Below are 19,422 nucleotides of genomic sequence, written 5' to 3'. Positions count from 1 at the left end.
GGGCTGGTGACCGTCGTCACCAGCCCTCTTCGTCGGTTCAGGTCGGCGGGCCGCCCGTGCCGGCCGTCGTCCCCACGTCCGTGCCGGCCGTGGTGCCGCCGTCGGTCGTGCCTCCGGTGTCCGTGCCGGCCGTCGTCCCGCCGTCGGTCGTGTCGCCGGTCGTCCCGCCCGTCGTGGTGTTTCCGCCGTCCGTGGTGCCGCCGGTGGTGTTGCCGCCCGTGGTGCCGCCGTTCGTGGTGTTGCCCGTGGTGTTCGTGCCGCCGTTGGTCGCGCCGCCGTTGTTCTGGCCCTGGGTCTGGCCCTGGTTGTTCTGGCCGTTCGTGGTGGGCGTGGCGCCGGTGGTGCCGCCCGTGCCCGGCTGCTGCGGGGGCTCGGTGGTGGCGGGCGGCTCGGTCTCCTCGGCGCCCTCCTGGAGCTGGAGGTCGAAGTCCGTGGCCGGCTTCCCCTTCAGGGCGGCCTTGGTGTACTGCGCCCAGATCTCGGCGGGCGGGCCGCCGCCGTTGACGCGCGGCAGGCCCATGGCGCCGTACAGCGACTTGTGGGCGGCCGTGACCGGGTCCTGGCCCATGACGGAGACGACGGTCGCGAGGTCGGGCGTGTAGCCGGCGAACCAGGCGGCCGTGTCCTCCTCCGCGGTGCCGGTCTTGCCGGCGGCGGGGCGGTCCGCGTCCTGCGCGGCGGTCGCCGTGCCGTTCTCGACGACGCTCTGCAGGATGGACGTCGTGGTGTCGGCGGCCTCGCGGCTGACGGCCTTCGAGGTGGTGTCCTTCGGCAGCTCGATGACGTCCTTGCCGTCCTTGGTGATCGAGTCGATCATCGTGAACGCGTCGTGCTCGCCGTGGTTGGCGAGTGTCGCGTAGGCCTCCGCCATGTCGAGGACGCTGGCGGTGTTCACACCGAGCGCGATGGAGGGGGTCGCGGTCAGGTCGGGGGTGTCGGACGGGATGCCGAGTGCGACCGCCGTGTCCTTCACCTTGTCGGGGCCCACGTCCACGGCCATCTGCGCGTACACCGAGTTGACGGACTTGTCGGTGGCGGTGCGCACGGTGATGTCGCCGTACGAGCGGTCGTCCTCGTTGGCGGGGGAGTAGCTGCCGCCGGACCAGCCCTGCACGGGACGCTTGTTGGTGCCGTCGTAGTAGGTGTTCGGGGTGATGGTCTCGTCGTCCTGCGTGGTGGAGTGGTTCTGGACGGCCGAGGTGAAGACGAAGGGCTTGAAGGTGGAGCCGACCTGGAAGTCGCCGCGGGTCGCGCCGTTCGTGTACTGCTTGACGTAGTCGATGCCGCCGTACATCGCGACGACCTTGCCGGTCTTCGGGTCGACGGAGGCGCCGCCCGCGCGGACGTAGTTGTCGACCTTGTTGTTCTTCTTGTCGAGCTTGGACATCACCTTGTCGTTGACCGCCTTCACGAAGGCGTTCTGCTTGCTCTTCTGCAGGGTGGTGGTGATGCGGTAGCCGCCGGCCTCCAGGTCTTCCGTGGAGACGATCTTGTTCTTGGTGAGGTAGTCCCTGATCGCTGTGACGATGTAGCCGCGCTGCCCGGACATGCCGGTGGAGGCGGTCTGTTGCTTCGGCATCGGGAACTTCAGGCCGGACCGCTCGGCCTCGCTCAGCCAGCCCTTCTTGACCATGCCGTCCAGGACGTAGTTCCAGCGGGCGACGGCCGCCGCCTTGTTCTCGGGGTGCGCGATCACGTCGTACTCGCTGGGGGCGTTGACGAGCGCGGCGAGGTAGGCGGCGTGGGCCGGGTCGAGGCTGGTGGCGTTCTGGCCGTAGTAGGCCTGGGCGGCGGCCTGGATGCCGTAGGCGTTGCGGCCGAAGTAGCTGGTGTTGAGGTAGCCCTCGAGGATCTTGTCCTTGGGCTGCTCCCGGTCCAGCTTGATCGAGATGAAGAACTCCCTGGCCTTGCGGGTGAGGGTCTGCTCCTGCGCGAGGTAGTAGTTCTTCACGTACTGCTGGGTGATCGTCGAGCCGGACTGCTTGCCCTTGCCGGTGGCGGTGTTCCAGGCGGCGCGCAGCATCGCCTTGGGGTCGATGGCCGACTCGGAGTAGAAGTCGCGGTCCTCGGCGGCCAGGACGGCGTGCTGGGCGTCCTTGGAGACCTGGGCGAGGGACACGTTCTCCCGGTTGATGTCGCCGTCGCGGGCGATCTGGGAGCCGTCCGCGTAGAGGTAGACGTTGGCCTGCTTGGTGGCGAGGGCGTTGGCCGGCGGGATCTTGACCAGTGAGTAGCCGAGGAAGAACAGGCCGATCAGCAGCAGTGTGCCGATGACGAAGGTGCCGAGGACCATCCGCCAGGTCGGGATGAGCCGGCGCCAGCCGGTGCGCTTGGGCCGCTTCGGCTTCCCGCCACCCGGCAGGGGAGCGCCCGGCTCGGCAGCGCCTTGTGGCTCTCTCGGTGCCCAGCCCCGGTTCGGCTGCTGCGGCTGCGGCTGGTCGCTCATCTCGTGCACGGACTCCTGTTTCGCGTCGTACGTTCCCGTACGCCCTCGTACGCCATCTGCGCCCCCTCTTGAAGACTCTCGCACCATGCGTTCCGTTCCCGGATCACGGCACGCGTCCCCTCGGGAAAATGCGTGGCGTACGTCACTACCGGCGGACTAGGCTCCTGCGCTTCGGTGTCGGGCGGTCCGGGAGGTTGACTGACGTGGGCTCGGGACGGTTGTACGCGGCCGTCGTAGCGGGCGGTTTCAGACGTTACGCGACGTATCGGGCGGCCACTGCGGCAGGGGTGTTCACCAACACCGTCTTCGGAGTGATCCTCGTCTACACGTATCTGGCGCTGTGGGACGAGAAACCGCACCTCGGAGGGTACGACCAGGCGCAGGCCGTCACCTATGTGTGGGTGGGGCAGGCGATCTTCGCGGCGCTCGCGATCGGGGGAGGCGGCGTCGAGGGCGAGTTGATGGAACGGATCCGGACGGGTGACGTCGCGATCGACCTGTACCGGCCCGCCGATCTTCAACTGTGGTGGCTGGCGGCCGACGTGGGGCGTGCGCTGTTCCAACTGCTCGGACGGGGCGTGATGCCGTTCGCGTTCGGTGCGCTGCTCTTTCCGGTGGCGCTGCCGCGGGATGTCGCGACCTGGGGTGCGTTCCTGGTGACCCTGGTGCTGGCCATGGTGGTCGGTTTCGGTATCCGTTACCTGGTCGCGCTGTTGACGTTCTGGTTGATGGACGGCACCGGCGTGACGCACATGACCATGCTCGCGGGGTTCTTCTGCTCGGGGATGATGCTGCCGCTCAATGTGTTCCCGGGCGCACTCGGCGATGTCGTACGGGAGTTGCCGTGGTCGGCGCTGCTGCAGAAGCCGGCGGACGTGCTGCTCGGGGAGGCGGATCCGTGGGGGACGTTCGCCTTCCAGGGCGCGTGGGCGGTGGTGCTGCTGGGGGCCGGGCGGCTGCTGCAGTCGGTGGCGACGCGGAGGGTGGTCGTTCAGGGTGGCTGAGGTGAGCCGGGTGGTGGAGGGGCTGCGGGCCTACCGTCTGATCGGCGGGATGTGGGTCCGCTCCACGATGGCGTACCGGGCGTCCTTCGCGATGACGACGTTCGCGAACTTCGCGGTGACCGCGCTGGACTTCGTGGGGATCCTGCTGATGTTCTCGCGGGTGAAGGTGCTGGGCGGCTGGCCGCTGCCCGAAGTCGCCTTCCTGTACGGCCTGTCGAGTGTCGCCTTCGGGTTCGCGGACCTGGCGATCGGCTCGATGGAGCGGCTGGGGCACCGGGTGCGCGACGGGACGCTGGACACGCTGCTGGTGCGTCCGGCGCCGGTGTTGGCGCAGGTCGCGGCCGACCGGTTCGCGCTGCGCCGGCTGGGGCGGATCATGCAGGGTGCGCTGGTGCTCGGGTATGCGCTGACCGCCGTGGACATCGACTGGACGCCGCTGAAGGTGCTGTTGATGCCGGTGATGGTGCTGAGCGGCGCCGGGATCTTCTGCGCGGTGTTCGTGGCGGGGGCGGCCTTCCAGTTCGTGGCGCAGGACGCGTCCGAGGTGCAGAACGCGTTCACGTACGGCGGCGCGACGCTGCTGCAGTATCCGCCGACGGTGTTCGGCAGGGAGCTGGTGCGCGGGGTGACGTTCCTGCTGCCGCTGGCCTTCGTCACCTGGCTGCCCGCGGCCTATGTGCTGGGACGGCCGATGCCGCTCGGGCTGCCGCAATGGGTGGCCTTCGCGCCGCCCCTGGTGGCGGCGGCGTGCCTGGCGCTGTCCGGTCTGGCGTGGCGGGCCGGGCTCAGGTCCTATCGGAGTACGGGGAGTTAGCGGGGTGACGATGGACGCCTTCATTGAACTGGACGGCGCGGAGAAGGTCTTCGACGTACGCAAGAAGACCGGGTTCCTCAGGCGTGAGCGGCGGCAGGTGCGGGCCGTCGACGGGATCTCCTTCACCGTGGCGCGCGGTGAGATGGTCGGCTACATCGGGCCGAACGGCGCCGGGAAGTCGACGACGATCAAGATGCTGACGGGGATCCTCACCCCGTCCGGCGGGCGGCTGCGGGTCGCCGGCATCGACCCGTCCCGCGAGCGCACGCGGCTCGCGCACCGCATCGGGGTGGTGTTCGGGCAGCGTACGACGCTGTGGTGGGACCTGCCGCTGATCGACTCGTACAAGCTGATGCACCGCATGTACCGCATCCCGGACGCCCGTTACCGCGAGAACCTCGACCGCTGTGTCGAACTCCTCGAACTGGCCGACCTGTTGGACGTCCCGGTACGGCAGCTGTCGCTGGGTCAGCGGATGCGCGGGGACATCGCGGCGGCGCTGCTGCACGACCCGGAGGTGCTGTACCTGGACGAGCCGACGATCGGGCTTGACGTCATCTCCAAGGCCAAGGTGCGGGGATTCCTGCGGGAGTTGAACGCCGAGCGGGGCACCACCGTGCTGCTGACGACGCACGACCTGCAGGACATCGAGCAGCTCTGCTCGCGGGTGATGGTCATCGACCACGGGCGGCTCATGTACGACGGTGCGCTCGCCGGGCTGCACGAGGTGGGGGAGAGCGAACGCACCCTGGTGGTGGACCTGGAGCGGGAGACGGCGCCGATCGAAGCGGCGCCCGCGCGGGTGGTGAAGGTGGAGGGGCCGCGGCAGTGGCTGGCGTTCCCGGCGGGGGAGTCGGCGGCGGCGCTGGTGGCGCGGATCGCGGCGGAGTATCCGCTGGCGGATCTGTCGGTACGGGAGCCGGACATCGAGGACGTGATCGCCAAAATGTATGCCGGTTCGCCTCCGGGACAGGCTGAGAAAGCGGTCTCGTAGCCGCGGGGCGGGGGAACTCGTAGGCTGACTTGTATGACCGACGACGCCACAGTCCCGGAGCTTCGCGCATCCGACGCCGATCGTGAACGAGTCGCCGAGGTCCTGCGGGACGCCCTCGCGGAGGGGCGTCTCGACATGGAGGAGTTCGAGGAGCGGCTGGAGGCCACCTACAAGGCGCGGACGTACGGCGAACTCACGCCGATCACCCGTGATCTGCCGGCCGCCGGGGTCACCCCGCCGCCTCCCGTGTCGCTGGTCAAGGAGCCCGTGCCGAGCGGGAGTTGGGCCGGGCGGATCGTCGGCGGCGAGGGGTCGTCCTCGTGGGCGGTCGCCGTGATGTCGGGGTTTCAGCGCAAGGGGCGCTGGACCGTGCCGAAGGTGTTCAACTGCTTCGCCTTCTGGGGCGGCGGGGAGATCGATCTGCGCGAGGCGAACTTCGCGGACCGCGAGGTCGAGATCAACTGCGTTGCGATCATGGGCGGGGTGAACATCATCGTGCCGCCTGGGGTCGAGGTCGTGGTGCGTGGCATCGGGATCATGGGTGGGTTCGACCACAGCGAGGAGGGTGTGCCGGGGGAGCCCGGGGCGCCGCGGGTGATCGTGAACGGGTTCGCCTTCTGGGGTGGGGTCGGGATCGAGCGGAAGCTGACGCGGGAGGAGCGGCGGCGGCTCAAGGAGGAGCGGCGGCAGGAGAAGCTGGAGCGCAAGGGGGCGCAGCCGCTGGGTGAGGGGTTCGGGGATCACCGCCGGATGTTGGAGGAGCATCGGGAGTGGCGGCGCGACCTGCATGAGGAGCGCCGTGAGCGGCATGAGGAGCGGCGGGAGCGGCAGAGGGAGCGGCGGGATCGGCGGCGGGGCGGGGAGTACTGAACCGGCGGTTGCGCTGAGGTGACGGCGGTTCGCTTGCCGGCGCTTGCCGGGTGCCGCCTCTCTTTGGGTCGGGAGCCGCCCTTAGGCGGCACGATTGCCCGCAGGCTGGGCAGGCTGGGCAGGCTGGGGCGGTGCTGCTGCCCGCGGGCTACGGCGGTCTGTTACAGCTCTGCTGGTGCCGAACCCTTGAACTCGTTCAGGTCGAAGGCCTCGGCCATCCTCGCGAACCCCCTGTCCGTCGGGTGGAGGTGGTCGCCCGAGTCGTAGTCGGAGCGGAGGCGGCGCGGGTTGTACGGGTCCCGTAGCGCCTTGTCGAAGTCGACCACCGCGTCGTAGACGCGGCCCGAGCGGATCTCCGCGTTGATCTGTTCCCGGACCGCCTCGCGGGCCGCGGTGTAGCCGCGGTGGCCCTGGAAGGGCATCAGGGTGGCGCCGATGACCTTGATGCCGTGGGAGTGGGCCTGGTGGACCAGGGTGCGCAGACCGTTGAGGATCTTGTCCGGGTCGGCGAGGCGGGGGTTGCGCAGGATGTCGTTGACGCCCAGGTCGATGACGATGACCTTGACGTTCGTACGGGAGAGGACGTCACGGGAGAAGCGGCTCAGGCCGCTCTGGTTGTCGGCGGGGCGGCCCAGGCCGCTCACCAGGACCTGGTTGCCGCTGATGCCCTCGTTGACGACGCTGTAGCGGGGCAGGTCCTGGCCGGACCTGATCGCCGAGCGCAGTCGCTCCGAAAGGACGTCCGTCCAGCGGTGGTTGGCGTTCTGGGTGGCTGTTATGCCGTCGGTGAGGGAGTCGCCGAAGGCGACGAGGGTACCGTCCGACTCGTTGCTCAGCACGTCCAGCGCGGTGAGGTAGCGCCAGAACGGCGTCTGCTCGGTGTAGCCGGTGCCGGTCACGTCCTCGGTGAGGTCACCGTCGGCGATGTAGGAGATCTGGCGGGCGCGAGGGTGGTAGGTGACCGGGCCGGAGGGGGTGGGCGAGTACGTGGTGACCAGGACGTCGCTGCCCTCCGGGATCACGATGCGGACGGCGTCGCTGAGGACCTGCTGTCCGGCCGGGATGACGACCGCGGTGCTGCCGCCGAAGGTCACCCGTCGCATGGTGTCCGCGGAGGCCGCCGCGGTGTCGGAGGCGACGGCCACCGCGATCGAGGCGTGCGTGACGGTCAGCGCCGTCTGGCCGTAGAGGTTGGAGAGGGTGATACGGGCACTCGTACCGCCCACGCTTGTGTGCACGACGTTGCGGACCGAGCGGCCGGCCATGCCGAAGGTCTCGGTGCCGGGCTCGGCGCCGGCGGGGGAGGCCGACCAGGAGCTGACCCAGATGCCGGTGGAGGCGGGGGCGGCGGGGTTGCGCGCGGCGCCCCCCTTGCCGAGGGCGCTTGTGCCGGTGCTGCCGTCGCCGGCTGCGACACCGACGTATATGGCGGCGGAAAGGCCCACGATCACGGCGACGATCGCAGACAGCAAGGCATAACCGTGACGCCTGGTCATGCGGTGCGGGTCTCCTCGGACGAGTGGGAGCCCGAGGCTCCGAAGTGATCAACCCCATGATGCGGCATCGGGTGAGGGGTGGCCGAACAGGACCCCCCTTTGGGCCACCGGAGTTCAAGAAGAGCCTTCCCCTCCTGACAGACGCCGGGAACTCTCGTTCCGTTCCAGTAGTCGGTCAGGAAGGGACAATGTGTGCAGGGGATCACGAACGGGTGGAGTGTATGGAGCGCACGAATCCGGTTGAGAAGGGTGTCACTGTCCGCGCGATGACGACGTTCAGCGCCGCCGACGAGGAGAAGCAGCGCGGGGTGCGCCGCATGAAGCTCACCGCGGCCGGGCTGCTCCTCTTCGTGGCGCTGGTGTACGCCCTCGCCAAGTGGGCGGAGAACTCCGGGGCCGGCCCCTGGGCGGGCTATGTCGCAGCGGCCTCCGAGGCGGGCATGGTCGGCGCACTCGCCGACTGGTTCGCGGTCACCGCCCTCTTCCGCCGCCCGCTGGGCCTGCCGATCCCGCACACGGCGATCATCCCGACCAAGAAGGATCAGCTCGGGGTGTCCCTGGGCGAGTTCGTGGGCGAGAACTTCCTCTCCGAGGACGTCGTACGACAGCGGCTGCGCGCCGTCGGCATCGGCAGCCGACTGGGTGCGTGGCTCGGCGTGCCCGAACACGCGGACCGGGTGACGGCCGAGCTCTCGGCGGCGCTGCGGGGCGCGCTGACCGTGCTGCGCGACTCGGACGTCCAGGCGGTCGTCGGTGAGGCGATCACACGGCGCGCGGACGCCCAGGAGATCGCGCCCGGCATCGGGAAGATGCTGGAGAAGGTCGTCATGGACGGCGGCCACAAGCGGGTCGTCGACCTGATCGTCACGCGCGCGCACGACTGGCTGGTCTGGCACGACACCGAGATCATGGACGCCGTCCAGGGCGGCGCCCCCGGCTGGACGCCCCGTTTCGTCGACAAGAAGGTCGGCGAACGCGTCTACAAGGAACTCCTCCGCTTCGTCACCGAGATGCGTGACATGCCCACCCACCCGGCCCGCGGCGCCCTCGACCGCTTCCTCACCGACTTCGCCTCCGACCTGCAGTCCGACACGGACACCCGCGCGCGCGTGGAGCGACTCAAGGGCGAGGTGCTGGGCCGCGGCGAGGTGCAGGACCTGATCGCGTCCGCCTGGACCGCCGTACGGTCGATGATCGTGTCGGCGGCGGAGGACGAGCGCAGCGAGCTGCGGCTGCGCGTGCGGGCCTCGCTGCTGTCGTTGGGGGCGCGGATGGCCGTGGAACCCAAGCTGCAGGCGAAGGTCGACGGCTGGGTGGAGGGCGCGGCGGTCTACGTGGTCACCACCTACCGCAAGGAGATCACCTCCCTGATCACCGACACGGTGGCCGGCTGGGACGCCGAGCACACCACCCGCAAGATCGAGGCCCACATCGGCCGCGACCTGCAGTTCATCCGGATCAACGGCACGGTGGTGGGCTCGCTGGCCGGGTTGTTGATCTATACGGTGTCGCGGGCGTTGGGGGCGTAGGAGGGCCGCTGACGGGCACCCGGCCGGGGTTCCGCTCGATGAGGAGGGAGCCCATGACCACCGCGCAGGCAGCGACCGGCCGTACCGTCACCACCAACATCCCCGCCCGCCTCGACCGTCTCCCATGGTCGCGCTGGCACTGGACGATCGTCATCGGCCTCGGCACCGTCTGGATCCTCGACGGCTTGGAGGTCACGGTCGTCGGTAACATCGCCAGCCGTCTGTCCGAGTCCGGCAGCGGCCTGCCGGTCTCCTCGGGCCAGGTCACCGGCATCGCGGCCGCCCTGTATGTGGCGGGAGCGTGTGCCGGTGCCCTGTTCTGGGGCCGGCTGACCGACCTGTGGGGCCGGAAGAAGCTCTTCATGATCACCCTGGCCGTGTATCTCGCGGCCACCGCCCTGACCGCCGTCTCCTTCTCGAGCTGGTGGTTCTTCGCCTTCCGCTTCCTGACCGGCTTCGGCATCGGCGGTGAGTACGCGGCGATCAACTCGGCGATCGACGAGCTCATCCCGGCCTTCCACCGCGGCCGCGTCGACCTGATCATCAACGGCAGCTTCTGGCTCGGCGCGGTGGGCGGCTCACTGCTGTCGATCGTCGCGCTGAACACCGCCGTCCTGCCGAAGGACGTGGGCTGGCGACTGACGTTCGCCCTCGGCGCGCTCCTGGCGTTCGTGATCCTCCTCGTACGACGGCACGTCCCGGAGAGTCCGCGGTGGCTGCTGATCCACGGCAGGGACCGTGAGGCGGAAGAGATCGTGACATCGATCGAGGAACGGGTGGAGGCGGAGAAGGGACAGCCGCTGGAGCGCCCCGAGGGCGAGATCACGATTCGCCAGCGCCGCAGCGTGACCTTCGTGGAGATCGCCCGCACGCTGTTCTCCGACTACCGCCGACGCTCGATCCTCGGCTTCTCCCTCTTTATCGGCCAGGCCTTCCTCTACAACGCGATCACCTTCGGCTTCGGCGCGATCCTGACGAAGTTCTTCGACGTGCCGACCGGCGACACCGGCTACTACTTCGCGGTGATCGCGATCGGCAACTTCTGCGGTCCGCTGCTGCTCGGCAAGCTCTTCGACACGGTCGGCCGCCGGGTGATGATCTCGTCGACGTATCTGATCTCCGGTCTGCTGCTGTTCGGCACGGCATGGCTGTTCGACCAGGGCTCGCTGAGCGCGGGCACGCTGACGGCCTGCTGGTGCGCGGTCCTGTTCTTCGCGTCGGCCGGCGCGTCCAGCGCCTACCTGACGGTCTCCGAGGTCTTCCCGATGGAGACCCGCGCGATGTCCATCGCCTTCTTCTACGCCCTCGGCACCGCGGCCGGCGGCATCAGCGGCCCGCTGCTGTTCGCCGACCTCACCGGCACGGGCAAGGTCGGCGACACGGTCCTCGCCTTCCAGATCGGCGCGGCCCTGATGTGCGCGGCGGGCCTGGTCGCGGCGTTCCTGGCGGTACGAGCGGAACGCCGCTCCCTGGAAGACATCGCGAGGCCCCTCACGGCGGCGGCATCGACGGTGACCGGGAAGGCCCGGTCGGCGAAGGAGGGGCGGGGAAGGTCGCGACCGGCTACGGCATAGGACCACTGCGCAGGGCCATGACCCGGGGCGAACAGCAGCCCACCGGCGAGGCGGTGACCCCACGAGGAGCAGCGCTCCGTCGACCAAGTCGGGGAGCGCCAGAAGGATCCGCTGAACGGTGTCGGCAATCCGCGCCGGGGGCCTACGAGGGAGAAGTCAGCCGTGCCCCGTTGGCCGCGATGTCGAACGCAGACCGGTACTCGCCCCATTGGGCATCCGGAGCGGAGAGGTAGATCACGTACTGCGTGCCGTCGGCGCCGGCGAAGGCCAGTTCTGCGGCGCGGAACTTGCGGGCCCTGCCGTCGAAGGTGAACTCCCAGTAGCCGGCGGGCTGTCCGCGGAAGGTCGTCCGGGCCATCCGCACGCGTTCGTAGCCGGGGTTGTCCCGGCGGGTCTGGTCCTCTTCCGTCTCGCGCCAGTGCTGCACGGGGTCGGTGCCCGCGAACCGGACGACGTTGACCCTCAGGCCCACCAGGCCGGACTGGTCTATGTAGCCGACCTCGCCGCCGGGCAGGGTCTTACGGGTCCAGCCGTCCCGTACGGGTACGGAGATGCCGGTGTCCGCCTTCACCAGGTGGTAGCCGGCGGGCACGGAGGGCACTGTGGGGTCGGCGCTCGGAGAGGCAGACGGCGTCGAGGCGGTCGTCCGGGGGATGTGGCCGCCCTGCGCATCCGCGCCGCCCTTGAACCACCACAGTGCGCCGCCTGCCGCACAGGCGGCGAGCGTCACCGCTGAGATCGTCAGGAGCGCCGTACGACGACGGTTGCCGGCTCCCCTTCGAGCGGGAGTCTCGACGGTGCCGACGGGTTCCGGGCGCGTAGGGGGATCGAGGGGAGCGGTTCGGGTGGCTGTCGCGTCGCCGAGGCGGCGTTCGACCTCGTGTACGTCCATGCGCTGTTCCGGCTCCTTGAGGAGCAGGCCCTCGATCACCGGGGTCAGGTCGCCGGCGTTGCGCAGGGGCTCGTAGGGATCGGTTGCAATGGCGTACGCGGTTTCGATGGGGGTGGCACGCTGGAACGGGTGGCGGCCCTCGACCGCCTGGTAGAGCGTCGCGCCCAGGGCCCACAGGTCGCTGGCCGGGCCGGGACCAGGGCCCGATGCCCTGAGGCGCTCGGGTGCCAGGTAGCGGATGGAGCCGATCAGCTCGCCGGACTTGGTCAGCGAGGACGTACCCGACTCCATGGCGATCCCGAAGTCGGTGAGGACGATCCGGCCGTCCTCGGCGAGCAGGACGTTGGCGGGTTTGACGTCCCGGTGCAGAACCCCGGCGTTGTGGGCGGCGCGCAGTGCAGCGGCCATGGCGCGGCCGATCCGGGCGGCCTCGTGGGGCGGAAGAGTGCCCCGGCGCTTCAGGACGTCGCTCAGGGTGGCCGAGGGGATGTACTCCATGACGATGCACGGCAGGCCCTCGTCGTCGACGACGTCATGCACCACGATCACGTTGGGGTGGGTGATCCGGGCGGCGCTGCGGGCCTCGCGCCGGGTGCGCTCGTGGAGGGTGCGGACCTCGTCGTCGTGCAGGTGCGGCGGGATGTGCAGCTTCTTCACGGCGACATGGCGGCCGAGCAGTCTGTCCTCGGCACGCCACACGGTGCCCATGCCGCCGCTGCCCACCCGCTCGACCAGCAGATACCGGCCGGCGACGAGCCGCCCAAGATCCGACACCGTGTCTCCTTCTGATCCCCGTCCGAACTCCTCCTGCGCTTTCCGTTCGCGAATGAGGGAGATCGAACAGGCACGATAACGCATGCGATCGAACGGACGGCCCGGCCGCTCGGTCAGGGGCTTCCAACCGTTCCGTTCAGCCGCTGCAGCAGTTCCAGCAGCGAAGCCCGGTCCGGCTCGGGCAGCGGTGCGAAGGCCTCGGCCAGCACCTCGTCGGCCACCTTGTGTCCGGCTTTCAGGATCCGTTCGCCCGCCGGTGTGAGGTGGTGCTCCATCCGGCGGCCGCGGCCCGGACGGCGCTCGACCAGGTCCTGTGCGGTCAGGCGGCCCACGAGGGTGCCGAAGGCCTGCTCGGTCTGGAAGGTGGCCGCGGCCAGTTCGCGCGCCGATGCGCCGGGCGTACGGCTGATCGCACGGAGTGCGTCCCACTGGGCGAGGGTCGTGCCGACGGTCGTCAAGGCGCTGTCCAGGGCCCGGTGCTGGCGGTACTGGGCCTGCTTGACCGCCCGGCCGAGGAGTTGCAGGTCAGCATGCATGGAGGGAGTCTAGCCGAAAACTAAGCTAGCTTATATAAGCATCTTTAGTTAGGCTGGCGGGCATGACTTCAGATCACAGCTCCGGTCGTCCCGTCCTTGTCCTCCACGGCGGCGGAGGTCCCGCCACCGTCGCCGGGATCGCCCAGCACCTGTCCGGTGCCGCTCGCGTGCTCGCGCCTGTACACCCCGGCTGGGACGGCACTCCCCGTCCCGACTGGTGCACCGGCGTCGACGACCTCGCCCTCTCCTACCTCCACCTCCTCCAGGACCGCGACCTGCACGACGTCCTGGTCGTCGGGTCCTCCCTCGGGGGGTGGATCGCGGCCGAGATGGCCGTGTGGGACAGCGGGCAGCGCATCAGCGGGCTGGTGCTGATCGACGCCGTCGGTGTGCAGGTCGAGTCCGAGCCGATCGCGGACTACTTCGCCCTCGATCCCCGTACGGCGGCGGAGCTCTCCTGGCACGACCCGGACCGCTACTACGCCGACCCGGCCATGCTGCCCGCCGACCAACTCGCCGTCCGTCAGGCCAACATGGCCACCATGCGCATGCTCGCCGGCGACCCGTACATGCACGACCCGAAGCTGCTGCACCGGCTGGGGCGTGTGCGGACGCCTGCACTTCTGGTGTGGGGCGAGAGCGACCGCATCGTGACACCCGCCTACGGGGCCGCCTACGCCGCCGCCTTCGGGAACGGGCGGCTCGAGGTCGTCCCCAAGGCCGGGCATCTGCCGCAGATCGAGCAGCCGGAGGCCACCCTCGCCCTCATCGACGACCACCTCCGGCAGACGACGGCTTGAGGTCGAGGGACCAGGCCGTCCCATGCAGCCGCAACGGCCCCGCAGCCGATCGACGGCCGATCGGAAGTTAGCCTCGGGCACATCAGTCAAAGCGGTAGGAGGCAGGCATGGCCAGGATTCCCAGTTCGGTGGTCGCCGCGAGCGGACTCGTCGGTGGGTACGGCGTAGCTCGCTGGACCAGGAAGCGGCAGCTGGGCGGGGCCGTGCTGGCCGTCGCAGGGGCCGCGGCCGCGACGCAGTGGCGGCAGCAGGCCGGAGGAAAGGCCGCGGGGGCGCTGACCGCTGCGTATGTCGGCGCCTTCGGGGCGTCTCATCCGTTGGCCAAGAAGGTGGGGGCCTGGCCTGCTGTGTTCGGGGTGGCCGGCGCGGTGGCGCTGGCGTCGTGGGCGGTTGCCGACCGGCGCGGATAGCTCCGCCGTTCGGACCGGGATGGGGCGTCTTCGGGATGCGGCGCCGTCGTGACTGGTCGCGCCCACCGGGCGGGGCCGCACAACCGGTGGCACACGGGCTGCGTCGGAGGTGAAGGAGGCGCCAAGATCAGCCCAACCACCCCTGGGGGCACGGGAGTTCATGGCAGGATCCGCCCCCATGGAATTCTCCGAGGTGGTCCGTCGTCGCCGTATGATCCGGCACTACTCCGACAAACCCCTGGCGCCGGAGGTGATCGAGCGCATCCTCGCCTCCGCACTCCGAGCGCCCTCGGCCGGTTTCTCCCAGGGCTGGGCCTTCCTCGCCCTGACCGCCCCCGCCGACCGCGCCCGCTTCTGGCCGTTCGTACCGAGCCGCGTCGAGGACACGCCGACCATGCAGGACGCTCCGCTGGTCGTCGTGCCCCTGGCCCACAAGGCCGCGTACCTGGAGCGCTACGCCGAACCCGACAAGGGCTGGGAGGACCGCGCCGAGGCCCGCTGGCCCGCCCCGTACTGGCACATCGACACCGGCATGGCGGCCCTCCTCATGCTGCTGACCGCGGTCGACGAAGGCCTCGGCGCCTGCTTCTTCGGCATCATGCCGGAGCATCTGCAGCCGTTCCGCGAGGAGTTCGGGGTGCCTGAGGAGTACGCCCCCATCGGAGGAATCACGGTCGGCTACCGCGCCGACGACCTCCCTCCGCAGAGCAATCGTGTCAAGGAACGCCGACGGAGCGCGGACGACGTCATCCACCGCGGGCACTGGGGGAGGCACGCCTGAGACGACGATGAGCCCGGCGGTGGACCACCGCCGGGCTCGGTCGTGTGCTCGGTGACGCGCGGGCTCCCCTCCCAACGGGCCCGGCGCCGGGCTCAGTTGTAGAGCGCCACCCTCGGGGCCACCGTGCCCTTGGCCTGCGGGTTGATGACGGTGAGGCGGTAGACCTGGGTGAGGGTCTCGCCCGCGTGCAGGGTGCGCCGGCCGGTCGAGAGGCCGGTGAACAGCGTGCCGGTCTGGGTGCCGATCTGGACGGCCTCCCAGCAGCCGTCCGCCTTGCGGCGCTCCAGTTCGATGTCCGACGGAGCCAGGAACGGCCCCGCATCGGGGGACTCCACCAGCAGCTGGGGAGCGACGGTCCGGTCCGTCGACGAGTCGTTGCGGTAGGTGACCGTGAACTCGTGCTGCGCGCTGTCGGCCGGGAGGGCGCTCGTGGGCAGGTCCACGAAGCCGGTGGGTATGGCGGGCGCCCGCTCCTGCGAAACCGCGGCCGCTCCCGCGACGGTGTGCTGCGTGGCCGCCATGGCAGGGCTCGCCATGGCCAGGCCGGAGACCGCCACGACGAGGGCCACGGAAGCAAGCCTGAGGCGACTGTTCTTCAACGACACGTTCGCTGGTCCTTCGGATTCGCTCGGGTGAACTGGTCCACCCGGTGGGGGGTTTCGCTGAGGACGTCCTCAAGATTACGCAGCGCAGCACAGGCAGCCGAACGCGCCCCGCGGATCGGCCGAAAGGACGAGGCAGGCGGGCCGGATTCTGACCGAAGGGCGGAAGAGGCAGAAGAACGCGGCTTCGGCCTCTGACTGGACGAGCGAGGCGGACAGTGTGCGACAGCTCGCGATCGGCTGGGTGCAGATGTGAAGACCGTTCGCGGGGGCGCAGCGCAGCACTGCGGCTGTCTATGACTACGTACGGCAGGCGAACAGCGATTCTCGCAGCTGAGGCGGCAGTTGCTCCGGAACGCCCGGGCCGCCCGAAGCGTCGCAGTAACGTCAGGGCGCATGGTGTCCCTGTTCGCCACCTTCGGCCCACCCGCAATCACCGTCCTCCTCTTTGCCGTTGGCGTAGTGCCGTACGCGTTGTGGGTCACCAGGAGGAACCCCTCGCGGCCGACCCGCTGGGCCGTGCTCGGGCTCGTGGCAGCGATCGCCGCATACGGCGCCGGAACCGTCTACGGCCTCGCCTTCACGAACCCGCTCGACGTATGCGCGTCCCCGACCGGCGACGGCGTGTACATGGACGCCGGCCGGGACCACCGCCTGACATCGGTGAACGTGGACAGCTTCCCGCCGTCCATCACCTGCCACTGGACCAGCGGCTACAGCACCGAAGCGGTGTGGTTCTGGGTCGGGCCCCTGCTGTGTGCGGGGGCGGCGTGTTCCGTTGTCTGCTCCGCCTTGCTTCTCATCCACCGCTACCGGTACGGAAAGGCTCGCCGCAGCAAGGAGGTCAAGGAGGTCAAGGAGGTTGAGGTGTAGGCCGACGGGTCAAGGGTGTCCGCCGCAGCCGCAGCCCGTCATGGTCGCCCCCTGCTGGGGCGGCGGGGTCTGCGCGGCGGCCTCCTCCACCGCCGCGAGCAGTCGGCCGCGTTCCTCCGGCGAGATCCACCTGCCGTCGACGACCACCCCATGGATACGGCGGGTGTTGCGGATGTCGAGCAGCGGGTCGGCGTCGAGGACGAGCAGATCGGCGGCCTGTCCGCGGGCCACGCTGCCGACGTCGGGCAGGCCGAGGGTGCGGGCCGCGTCCCGGGTGGCCGAGCGCAGCGCCTCGGCCGGGGTGAGGCCGGCCGTCACGAGCAGCGCCAGCTCGTCGTGGAGGGCGAAGCCCGGGACGAGGTAACCCGTGCCGGTGTCGGTGCCCGCCGCCAGCCGTACGCCCGCGCCGTGCAGCTCGCTCACCAGCCGGAGCCGGTGCGCGAAGATCCGCCGGATCTGCCGGGCCTGCTCGGGGGTGCGCCCGCCGGTCAGGGCCGCCAGCTGGTCCGGCCAGCTCTCCACCTGCCAGGCGGGCAGGTACTTCCACTCCTCGGCCCGGGACGGCACGTCGTCGGGCAGCTCCAGTGTGCGGTGCACGCTGAGCGTGGGGACGACCGCGGTCCCGTGCGCCGCCAGGCTCCGGAAGAGGGCGTCCGCGCGGTCCCGGTCGTAGCCCTGCACCGCCCGCCATTCGAGGGGGTGTACCTGCTGGAACCAGCTGTGGTAGCGGGACAGGCTGCTGGGGTCGCGCGGGTCGATCCGTACGGCGGCCAGTAGGCGCCGTATCTCCTTCTCGTGCCGTGAGGTCGCCAGGAGCAGGGCATGCAGGTGCTCGACGGTGCGGTGGCCGGCGGCGCTCGCCTCCGCGATCCGTACGGTGTCGGGGCAGTGCCCGAGCTGCGGGATGCCCTGGCGCCGGGCCTCGTCCGCGAGGGCGAAGTAGGCCTCGCGGGACAGGCGGGAGTACACCTTGACGAAGTCCGCACCCTCGCGCTTGACCCGCCGTACGGCGCGCCGGGCCGCGGCCGCGTCGCGCACCTCTACGGCCGGGCCCACGTCGGCCGCCCAGAGCGAGGGCGCGCCGTCGACGATGGGGCTGCCTATGACCCAGCGGGGGCCGAGCAGTGCTCCGCTGCGGATCTTCTCCCGCCACTCGTGGTGGACCGGCTTGCCCCACATCTCCCGGACCGTGGTGACGCCGGTCAGGGCGTACAGCGCCGGGATCACCGTCTCCGGGCCGTCGCTGTGGGTGTGCGCCTCGATCAGTCCCGGGATCAGGTACTTGCCGGTCAGGTCGACCGTGCGGGTGCCCGGGCGGAGCCGGGTCCGTGCGCTCGGGGCGAGTGCGGTGATACGGCCGCCCTCGACGACGACCGTCATGTCGGGGGCCGGAGGTGCTCCCGATCCGTCGATCACGGTGACGTGGGTGAACGCCAGCGGGCCGCTGTCGGCTCCGCTTCCGTCCCTCGTCCCGGCCGCGCGTGCCGTACCGGCGACCCCGGTACCCGCGAGTGCCGCACCCGTCACCGCGGCGGCCCCGGCCACAAAGCCCCGTCGGCCCATCCCCCGCCGCGCCCCAACTGCCCCTTCGGACATGCCCTTTCCCCTCCCACTGGTGAACCCGTCGGCCGTCTCCGCCGACCCTCACGACTCTGGCGGACACGGGGCGATCGGACAGTGCGGCCAGGCGGTGCATGTGGGGGTGTTGCTGGGCCCACCAGGGGGATGTCGGCCCTGGAGCCGGACCTCCCGAGGTGGCGACGGGCCCAAGGTGGCGACGGGCCGAAGGAGGCGGACGCCTCGCGCGTCAGTCGGTCACCTGTAGATCTTGCCGGGCTCGGCCTTGGAGGGAGCGAGCAGCTGGGAGACGGTCACGAAGGTGTAGCCCTGCTTGCTGAGCGCCTTCAGGATGGAAGGCATGGCCGGCACGGTGCCCTTGTGCAGCGGGTGGAGCAGGATGATCCCGTCGCGGTCGGCGCCCGCGAGCACGCGCTTGGTGATCAGCGCGGTGTCGTCCGTCTCGTAGTCCTTCGCGGTCACCGTCCACAGCACCTGCGCCATCCCCAGTTCCTTCGAGACCTTGGAGACGCGGTCGTCGGTGCGGCCCTGGGGCGGGCGCATCAGCGTCGGCTCGCTGCCGGTGATGCCGGAGATGGCCTTCGCCGTGCGGCGCAGCTCGTCGCGGATCTGCGCATCGGAGACATCGGTCAGCACGGCGTGCGTCCAGGTGTGGTCCCCGATCTCGTGCCCTTCCTTGGCGATCCGCCGCACCACATCCGGGAACTTGTGGATCCGCCGGCCCTCAAGGAAGAACGTCGACGGCGCCTTGTACTCCTTCAGGAGGTCCATCAGCCGGTCCGTGGGCTCGCCCGGGTTGCCGTCGAAGGTGAGCGCGATGCACTTGACCTTCCGGCAGTCCACCTGCCCCGACGGTACGACCGCTCCGGACGCGGCCCGGTCACGTTCCTCGCGCGGGGAGACCGTCTCCATCTTGTTCGCCTGGATGACCATGGCCACGGTCACCGTCACGGCCGCCACCACGGCCAGGGTCAGGAGTATGAGCAGGCGAGGTCTTCTCTTCAGGATCTTCACCCCAAGGAGAAGCATTCAGCGCCGGAAAGGTTGCACAGCGGCCTGCGATAGTGAGGCAGGACACGTGTGTGCAGCGCGTTTCCAGTGAGCTGCGGCGCCCCCTCGGCTGCGATCCGCTCCAGCGCCTCGACCGTTATCGGCACGGAAAGGGTCGCCGCGGCGAGGAGATCGGTGCGTAGGGGGCCTCGGCGGCGGCCGACACTATTGCCAGGCTGAGCGAGAGGAACCCCGGCCGACGCGCGGCTGGGGTTCCTCAAGATGGTCAGCGCTGCAGGGTGAGGACACCCGGCCGCCACGGCAGCAGGTTGTAAGGGGTGCCCGGCGGTGTGCTGGGGGACAGGCCCTGGTAGAGGAGCTGCAGGTTGCAGGGGTCGATGGTCATGGTCTGGTCGGGGTTGTTGCGGACCAGGTCACCGTGGCTGATGTCGTTGGTCC

The 19,422-nt window shown here is 70.1% G+C and carries 18 protein-coding genes; 10 read left to right on the top strand and 8 right to left on the bottom strand.

Features of this window, described 5'->3' with window-relative positions:
- Positions 1-37: 37 nt before the first annotated feature.
- A complete protein-coding gene (locus tag ACWDAG_RS27555) occupies positions 38-2,446 on the bottom strand; it encodes a transglycosylase domain-containing protein (protein ID WP_450698250.1) in 2,409 nt (802 codons plus the stop codon).
- 203 nt (positions 2,447-2,649) lie between these two features.
- Here ACWDAG_RS27555 and ACWDAG_RS27550 point away from each other — a divergent pair, with 203 nt between their 5' ends.
- Genes ACWDAG_RS27550 through ACWDAG_RS27535 form a run of 4 tightly spaced genes read left to right on the top strand, consistent with a single transcriptional unit; the run spans position 2,650 to position 6,128 of the window.
- Positions 2,650-3,450: an ABC transporter permease gene (locus ACWDAG_RS27550; RefSeq protein WP_450698249.1), complete on the top strand. Its 801-nt coding sequence runs from the start codon at positions 2,650-2,652 to the stop codon at positions 3,448-3,450.
- Between the two features lie 49 nt (positions 3,451-3,499).
- Entirely contained in the window at positions 3,500-4,264 is a 765-nt protein-coding gene (locus tag ACWDAG_RS27545) for an ABC transporter permease (protein WP_450698356.1), read from the top strand.
- A 10-nt stretch (positions 4,265-4,274) separates the two neighbouring features.
- Positions 4,275-5,258, top strand: coding sequence for an ABC transporter ATP-binding protein (locus tag ACWDAG_RS27540; RefSeq protein WP_450698248.1), 984 nt, complete (start codon positions 4,275-4,277; stop codon positions 5,256-5,258).
- A gap of 33 nt (positions 5,259-5,291) precedes the next feature.
- Positions 5,292-6,128, top strand: coding sequence for a DUF1707 SHOCT-like domain-containing protein (locus ACWDAG_RS27535; protein WP_450698247.1), 837 nt, complete (start codon positions 5,292-5,294; stop codon positions 6,126-6,128).
- Positions 6,129-6,289: 161 nt separating this feature from the next.
- Here the strand turns inward: ACWDAG_RS27535 and ACWDAG_RS27530 are convergent, their stop codons facing one another.
- A complete protein-coding gene (locus ACWDAG_RS27530) occupies positions 6,290-7,624 on the bottom strand; it encodes an SGNH/GDSL hydrolase family protein (RefSeq protein ID WP_450698246.1) in 1,335 nt (444 codons plus the stop codon).
- A gap of 221 nt (positions 7,625-7,845) precedes the next feature.
- Here ACWDAG_RS27530 and ACWDAG_RS27525 point away from each other — a divergent pair, with 221 nt between their 5' ends.
- Both ACWDAG_RS27525 and ACWDAG_RS27520 read left to right on the top strand, forming a co-directional pair.
- Positions 7,846-9,153, top strand: coding sequence for a DUF445 domain-containing protein (locus tag ACWDAG_RS27525; RefSeq protein ID WP_450698245.1), 1,308 nt, complete (start codon positions 7,846-7,848; stop codon positions 9,151-9,153).
- A gap of 53 nt (positions 9,154-9,206) precedes the next feature.
- A complete protein-coding gene (locus ACWDAG_RS27520; RefSeq protein WP_450698244.1) occupies positions 9,207-10,727 on the top strand; it encodes an MFS transporter in 1,521 nt (506 codons plus the stop codon).
- Positions 10,728-10,869: 142 nt separating this feature from the next.
- Here the strand turns inward: ACWDAG_RS27520 and ACWDAG_RS27515 are convergent, their stop codons facing one another.
- Both ACWDAG_RS27515 and ACWDAG_RS27510 read right to left on the bottom strand, forming a co-directional pair.
- Complete coding sequence (locus ACWDAG_RS27515) at positions 10,870-12,393, bottom strand: serine/threonine-protein kinase (protein WP_450698243.1); 1,524 nt, start codon at positions 12,391-12,393, stop codon at positions 10,870-10,872.
- A gap of 113 nt (positions 12,394-12,506) precedes the next feature.
- Positions 12,507-12,929 (bottom strand): MarR family winged helix-turn-helix transcriptional regulator, encoded by a 423-nt coding sequence (locus tag ACWDAG_RS27510; protein WP_450698242.1) that lies wholly within the window; start codon positions 12,927-12,929, stop codon positions 12,507-12,509.
- A 62-nt stretch (positions 12,930-12,991) separates the two neighbouring features.
- Here ACWDAG_RS27510 and ACWDAG_RS27505 point away from each other — a divergent pair, with 62 nt between their 5' ends.
- The 3 genes from ACWDAG_RS27505 (at position 12,992) to ACWDAG_RS27495 (ending at position 14,920) form a co-directional block, all read left to right on the top strand.
- On the top strand, positions 12,992-13,729 hold the full coding sequence (locus tag ACWDAG_RS27505; RefSeq protein WP_450698241.1) for an alpha/beta fold hydrolase: 738 nt from the start codon (positions 12,992-12,994) through the stop codon (positions 13,727-13,729).
- A gap of 107 nt (positions 13,730-13,836) precedes the next feature.
- Positions 13,837-14,139, top strand: coding sequence for a hypothetical protein (locus ACWDAG_RS27500; RefSeq protein WP_450698240.1), 303 nt, complete (start codon positions 13,837-13,839; stop codon positions 14,137-14,139).
- Positions 14,140-14,317: 178 nt separating this feature from the next.
- The gene (locus ACWDAG_RS27495) at positions 14,318-14,920 is read left to right on the top strand and encodes a nitroreductase family protein (protein ID WP_450698239.1); all 603 of its coding nucleotides are present in this window, start codon (positions 14,318-14,320) and stop codon (positions 14,918-14,920) included.
- A 92-nt stretch (positions 14,921-15,012) separates the two neighbouring features.
- Here the strand turns inward: ACWDAG_RS27495 and ACWDAG_RS27490 are convergent, their stop codons facing one another.
- Entirely contained in the window at positions 15,013-15,525 is a 513-nt protein-coding gene (locus ACWDAG_RS27490; protein ID WP_450698238.1) for a signal peptide protein, read from the bottom strand.
- A 393-nt stretch (positions 15,526-15,918) separates the two neighbouring features.
- On the opposite strand from ACWDAG_RS27490, the gene ACWDAG_RS27485 reads away from it, so the two are divergent.
- Positions 15,919-16,395, top strand: a complete 477-nt coding sequence (locus ACWDAG_RS27485) for a hypothetical protein (protein ID WP_450698237.1) — start codon at positions 15,919-15,921, stop codon at positions 16,393-16,395.
- Positions 16,396-16,404: 9 nt separating this feature from the next.
- Here the strand turns inward: ACWDAG_RS27485 and ACWDAG_RS27480 are convergent, their stop codons facing one another.
- From ACWDAG_RS27480 to ACWDAG_RS27470, 3 genes are all read right to left on the bottom strand, one after another.
- The gene (locus ACWDAG_RS27480; RefSeq protein ID WP_450698236.1) at positions 16,405-17,991 is read right to left on the bottom strand and encodes an amidohydrolase family protein; all 1,587 of its coding nucleotides are present in this window, start codon (positions 17,989-17,991) and stop codon (positions 16,405-16,407) included.
- Positions 17,992-18,210: 219 nt separating this feature from the next.
- Complete coding sequence (locus ACWDAG_RS27475) at positions 18,211-18,987, bottom strand: polysaccharide deacetylase family protein (protein WP_450698235.1); 777 nt, start codon at positions 18,985-18,987, stop codon at positions 18,211-18,213.
- A gap of 262 nt (positions 18,988-19,249) precedes the next feature.
- On the bottom strand, positions 19,250-19,422 hold a 173-nt coding region (locus ACWDAG_RS27470; protein WP_450698355.1), incomplete at its 5' end, for a non-reducing end alpha-L-arabinofuranosidase family hydrolase.

The organism is Streptomyces sp. NPDC001157 (assembly GCF_053598255.1).
Note: the sequence above shows the minus strand (reverse complement) of the source record. Positions and strands in the feature narration are given on the sequence as shown.